Raw genomic sequence first — 5,495 nt, 5'->3', positions numbered from 1 at the left:
GGCCAGACGGATTGCCACAAAATTAGAAATTCACTATACACCTAAACATGGGAGTTGGTTAAATATGGTTGAATCAGAGCTATCTGTACTTGTCCGTCAATGTCTCCAACGAAGAATTCCGAATATTGAAACTTTAGAAAAACAGGTCTCGGCTTGGGAGTGCGATCGCAATATTAATCAAGTTCGTGTAGATTGGCGTTTTCGTACAGAAGATGCCAGAGTTAAGCTGTCAAAGATTTATCCAACCCCGCAAAATTAATGGGACAAACCACTAGTTTCTCTAATGGTAGAAGCAGACTTACAAGCATTAGGTCACACTTCACCCAATGGAAAAGGTTCGCAATTTCCACATGATTTTGCGACTATTCGTCAAGAACTGGGCGCTTTGCACTTCTGATTTGCACCACAGAGGATAATAAATATGACCGCCTTAGAACTAAAAAATAAACGCATTCTCGTCACTGGTGGGTCGGGGTTTCTAGGTCGTCAGGTGATAGATCAACTGTGTAAAGCAGGGGCTGATCGTGAGAAGATTACAATACCGCGATCGCGCGATTGTGATTTGCGTATCTGGGAAAATAGCCAACGCTCAGTTGACCAGCAAGACATAATTATCCACCTAGCAGCTCATGTCGGTGGCATCGGTCTTAACCGTGAAAAACCTGCTGAGTTGTTTTACGATAACTTGATCATGGGAACTCAGCTAATTCACGCTGCCTATCAAGCTGGAGTAGAAAAATTCGTTTGTGTTGGCACAATCTGCGCCTATCCTAAATTCACCCCAGTGCCATTCAAAGAAGATGATCTTTGGAATGGCTACCCAGAGGAAACCAACGCCCCCTACGGAATTGCTAAAAAAGCGCTTTTAGTCCAATTGCAATCTTACCGGCAGCAGTACGGTTTTAATGGGGTTTATTTACTGCCAGTCAATTTATATGGCCCAGAAGATAACTTTGACACAGGAAGTTCCCACGTTATTCCAGCGTTAATTCGTAAAGTTCACGAAGCCCAAATTAAAGCAGAAAAGCAACTCCCAGTTTGGGGTGATGGCAGTCCCACTCGCGAGTTTCTGTATTCAGAAGATGCAGCGCGAGGGATTGTTATGGGAACTCAGTTTTATAACGAATCGGAACCAATTAACTTGGGAACGGGTTATGAAATCTCCATCCTTGATTTAGTAACTCTAATCTGCAAATTGATGGAGTTTAAGGGTGAAATTGTTTGGCAAACTGACAAGCCTAATGGTCAACCCCGCCGTTGTTTAGATACTGAACGGGCAAAGCTTGCCTTTAATTTCACGGCTCAAGTGAGCTTTGAAGAAGGGTTAAAGAATACCATTGAGTGGTATCGTCAACACGCTGCATAACAATGTACTGGTGAGTGTAGGCTGGTATAAGCTGGGCGATGCCCAGCTTATTTGTTTGATGCTATAAATTTTTATGGACAAAGTTAATCATCAACTAAATAAAGCAGAACTACGCCGCACTCTACTCAAAACACGTCAATCAATGTCTGTTCGAGAGTGGAGAGAAAAAAGCGATCGCATTTGCTCTCATTTACAAAATTCTATTTTATTTACCCAAGCAAAAACAATACTTACTTATTTCAGTTTTCGCCAAGAACCTGACCTCAGTCCACTATTTGCAAACACCAAATACAGATGGGGATTTCCTCGCTGCGTTGATAAATCCCTATGTTGGCATATTTGGGCACCTAACGATTCTGTTCAAAGCGGTGCCTATGGCATTACTGAACCACACCCCGATGCTCCAATCTTAGATCCGGCTGAAGTAGATTTAATTCTCGTCCCCAGTGTCGCTTGCGACTATCAAGGATATCGCCTCGGTTATGGTGGCGGGTATTATGATCGCTTGCTCAGTTTGCCGCAATGGCAGACAAAGCCGACTATCGGAGTTATCTTTGAGTTTGCCTATTTGTCCCAAATACCTATTGAACTTTGGGATAAACCATTACAAACAGTTTCTACGGAAACCGGATTGACTCAGAAAGGCTGAGGGTTCAGGATGATGAAGACACATCATCAAATGTTTTATGACTAACCCAACGTCATCTACCACTGAGCAGGAAGCAATCATTGACGAGATTATAGCAACTAGTCTCCAAGCTCAACAAAAAACCGGCCCAGACCTCCGCCAAATTCATAGCAAAAGTCATGGACTCCTTTCGGGAGAGTTTATTATTGAACCCAATCTTCCTGAAGAATTAAGAGTAGGTTTGTTCAAAACACCCCAAACCTATCCTGCATGGATTCGTTTCTCTAGTGGTGGTGCACCTCAAAAGCGTGGGAAATTCCACTCTGATAGCCAACCTGATGTTCGCGGTATCGCCATCAAGGTGATGAATGTGGACGGGCAAAAAGTGCTGGATGATGAGGAAAAAACTCAAGATTTTATACTCAACAATTATCCTACTTTCTTAACCAAAGACGTTCGTGATTACGCTGATCTTTCCAGAGCAGGTAGTGGAGAACTTACTCCAGAGCGAATGCAGGAACTTGCTTACGCCTTTGCTATCTTGCAAAAAATTGGCAGCCAGAAGGTAGAAAATCCACTTTTGATTCAATATTGGAGCATGGCTCCGTTTAAGTTTGGTAGTCGCATTGTAAAATTGTCTGTCAAATCTCAGCAACCTGAACAACCACCCGAAACACTTCCAGAATCAGAAAATTACCTCCGAGAAGGGCTGGTCAAATATTTGACTGAAGAAAATCGGGAAGCGTCTTTTGACTTCTTTATTCAGTTTTATGTAGATGATTACAAAACACCAATTGAAGACCACGTTCACGAATGGCAAGAAGCAGATTCACCGTTTATTAAAGTTGCGACTGTCCGCATTCCCAGTCAGAAATTTGACTTTGAAGAACGCAAACGCTTGGATGAAGGTATATTGTTTTCCCCTTGGCATACACTGCTAGAGCATGAGCCTGTTGGAAGTGTGAATCTTTCTCGCAAGAGGCTTTACAGCGAACTTGCAAAGTATCGACGAGAACAAATTGCCCAACGATCACGTGAACCAAAACCTTATGTAGAGGTTGAAGATTAACCACTATAATTTGGTTTAAAACTGGAAAATGATAGGCTATAAGCCAACTTGATTAGATACGATTTTCTAGTGTTGCTGATTTGATCTGTGAAATTTATTAGTTATGCAACCAAAACTTTGTAGAGATGTAAAATTTTACGTCTCTACATCTATATATCAGGGTGCGTTACATTTCGTACCTAACCCCTCGCCGCTTGTGGTGAGAGATAATTTAATTTTAAGAAAAAATAATTTCCCTTATTAATCAAATGCTGAACTGGAAAAAATCACGATCGCAAATTCTGCTAATGTATATGCTTTTGGGAGCGATCACACTGGTGATGCTCTTTCCTTTACTGTGGCTAATTAGTACAGCCTTAAAATCGCCTACGGAAAATATTTTTCAGTCGCCGCCACAGTTATTGCCTAGTCAACCAACACTAAATAACTTCTTTAGTGTGTGGAACTCTCTACCTTTTGGGCAATACCTGTATAACAGTACTTTGGTATCAGTACTGACTGTGGTCTTAAATCTACTGTTTTGCGCTTTAGCTGCCTATCCGTTGGCAAGATTGTCATTTGTGGGGCGAGACTGGATTTTTGTGGCGATCGTCTCTACGATTATGATTCCCTTCCAAATCGTGATGATTCCCCTCTATATTTTGACAGTCCAGTTGGGTTTGAGAAATACTTATTTAGGAATGATTTTTCCGAGTTTAGCTTCTGCCTTTGGCATTTTTCTGTTGCGCCAAGCTTTCATGAGCGTACCCAAAGAGATAGAAGAAGCGGCTCGGATGGATGGCAGTTCGGAGTTAGGTTTGTGGTGGCATGTAATGTTACCAGCAGTTCGTCCAGCATTGGTAACTTTAGCTATTTTTGTATTCATTGGTGCTTGGAGTGACTTTTTGTGGCCTTTAATTGTTATCCAAGACGAAAATTTATACACTCTTCCCTTGGGAGTTGCAAAGCTAGCAGGCACATTTTCCCTTGACTGGCGATTGGTAGCTGCTGGCTCAGTGATTGCGATCGCCCCGGTATTATTACTATTTTTATTTTTACAACGTTATATCGTACCTACGGAAACTGGTAGCGGTGTCAAAGGTTAAACGATATTAAAAATAGACACCCACGCCTCTTTAGCTACAACGAGAACATAAAAATCTCTCTCCCCATACCCAATGCCTCAATTCAATAAGCACCAGTTTTTTTAAATACAACCCAGATAGTTTTAATAATCAGACTCAGGTCATAAGTTACAGACCACTTACGTTGATAATCTATATCCATCTTGACAATGGTTTCAAAGTCTGTAATGCTGGAGCGTCCATTAGCCTGCCATTCTCCCGTAATGCCTGGTTTAACTCGCAATCTATCCCAGTGATGTGGATCATAATGGCTGACTTCATCAGGAGTGGGTGGACGAGTACCAACTAAACTCATGTCCCCTACCAGAACATTCCAAAATTGGGGAAATTCGTCCAAGCTAGTGCGCCGCAAAAATTTACCTACAGGAGTAATGCGAGGATCGTCAACAGATTTAAAAATATGACCTTTAGCTTGGTTTTCAACCAAATGCTTGAGTTTATCGGCATCGACGATCATGGAACGGAATTTCCATATGCGGAAAGTTTTTCCGTTCAAACCACAGCGAATTTGGGAATAAAATATTGGATTTGGCTCATGAATAAAGGTAGCAATTGCTACAGGAATTGCTACCATAAATGTAATTATCAGCCCTACAATGGCTCCAACAATGTCAATTAATCGTTTTCTCACGCTTAAAGTTGACGGGTGGAAAGGCTGTTGTGAGCAATTAACTGAATAAAGATAAAGATGATTCACAAGGACTAACTTATCTACAACATGGCTTTTTGCATCAGTAGTGTAGACCTGACTATAATTTTTAGGCAATTTTTACTGCTTTTGTCACTACTACTGAGTGTTAATATACACAAATTTTCAAAAATAGAAAAACCGAAAACCCAAAGTTTACAGAATCTTTTAATTAAAATGATAGATTGTAAATTTACATTATTTTCTCCCATCAGATAAAAATATAGTGTAAGGGGTACACATCCAAAAAATTACTGTCCTGAAGTACTACTAGTGGTCTGTCCCATTAATTTTGAGAGGGTTGAGAAACGAACCGCAAAGGACGCAAAGGGCGCAAAGGAAGAAAAATTAAGAATGAGTTTACCGATCATATTTAATGAGACAGACCACTAGTGGTCTGTCCCATTAATTTTGCGGGGTTATAATCAAGTGTGATTAAATAGCAATGTGGATGCATTGGTATTCACAAGCAGACAAGCGATCGCAGAAGAAGGAAAAAGGGTGTATGAGCAAAAAGTATCAAATTAATCTGAGTGAATCACAGAGGGAAGAACTACTGGCTCTAGTCAAAAAGGGTTCAGCAAAAGCCAGAGAAATTCGGCGTGCACACACATTACTAA

The 5,495-nt window shown here is 41.0% G+C and carries 6 protein-coding genes and 1 pseudogene; 6 read left to right on the top strand and 1 reads right to left on the bottom strand.

Going from position 1 to position 5,495, the window contains the following annotated elements; genetic code table 11:
* From F8R90_RS20625 to F8R90_RS20600, 6 genes and pseudogenes are all read left to right on the top strand, one after another.
* The coding region (locus F8R90_RS20625; protein ID WP_196508909.1) for a transposase at positions 1 to 259 on the top strand (259 nt) is incomplete at its 5' end.
* Positions 260 to 271: 12 nt separating this feature from the next.
* Positions 272 to 397, top strand: a pseudogene (locus F8R90_RS20620) (GDP-mannose 4,6-dehydratase); the annotation flags it as partial.
* Positions 398 to 421: 24 nt separating this feature from the next.
* Positions 422 to 1,366, top strand: coding sequence for a GDP-L-fucose synthase family protein (locus F8R90_RS20615; RefSeq protein WP_196512234.1), 945 nt, complete (start codon positions 422 to 424; stop codon positions 1,364 to 1,366).
* A gap of 73 nt (positions 1,367 to 1,439) precedes the next feature.
* Positions 1,440 to 2,015: a 5-formyltetrahydrofolate cyclo-ligase gene (locus tag F8R90_RS20610; protein ID WP_196512233.1), complete on the top strand. Its 576-nt coding sequence runs from the start codon at positions 1,440 to 1,442 to the stop codon at positions 2,013 to 2,015.
* A 37-nt stretch (positions 2,016 to 2,052) separates the two neighbouring features.
* Entirely contained in the window at positions 2,053 to 3,063 is a 1,011-nt protein-coding gene (locus tag F8R90_RS20605; protein WP_196512232.1) for a catalase family protein, read from the top strand.
* Between the two features lie 248 nt (positions 3,064 to 3,311).
* Positions 3,312 to 4,148 (top strand): carbohydrate ABC transporter permease, encoded by an 837-nt coding sequence (locus F8R90_RS20600; protein ID WP_196512231.1) that lies wholly within the window; start codon positions 3,312 to 3,314, stop codon positions 4,146 to 4,148.
* Positions 4,149 to 4,230: 82 nt separating this feature from the next.
* On the opposite strand, the gene F8R90_RS20595 is transcribed toward F8R90_RS20600, so the two are convergent.
* Positions 4,231 to 4,884 carry a sugar transferase gene (locus F8R90_RS20595; RefSeq protein WP_196512235.1) on the bottom strand — a complete coding sequence of 218 codons (654 nt, stop codon included), beginning with the start codon at positions 4,882 to 4,884 and terminating at the stop codon, positions 4,231 to 4,233.
* Positions 4,885 to 5,495: the final 611 nt, after the last annotated feature.

The organism is Nostoc sp. NZL (genome assembly GCF_015714705.1).
Lineage (GTDB): Bacteria > Cyanobacteriota > Cyanobacteriia > Cyanobacteriales > Nostocaceae > Nostoc > Nostoc foliaceum_A.
The sequence above is the reverse complement of the archived record's forward strand: the minus strand, read 5'-3'. Positions and strand labels throughout refer to the sequence as shown.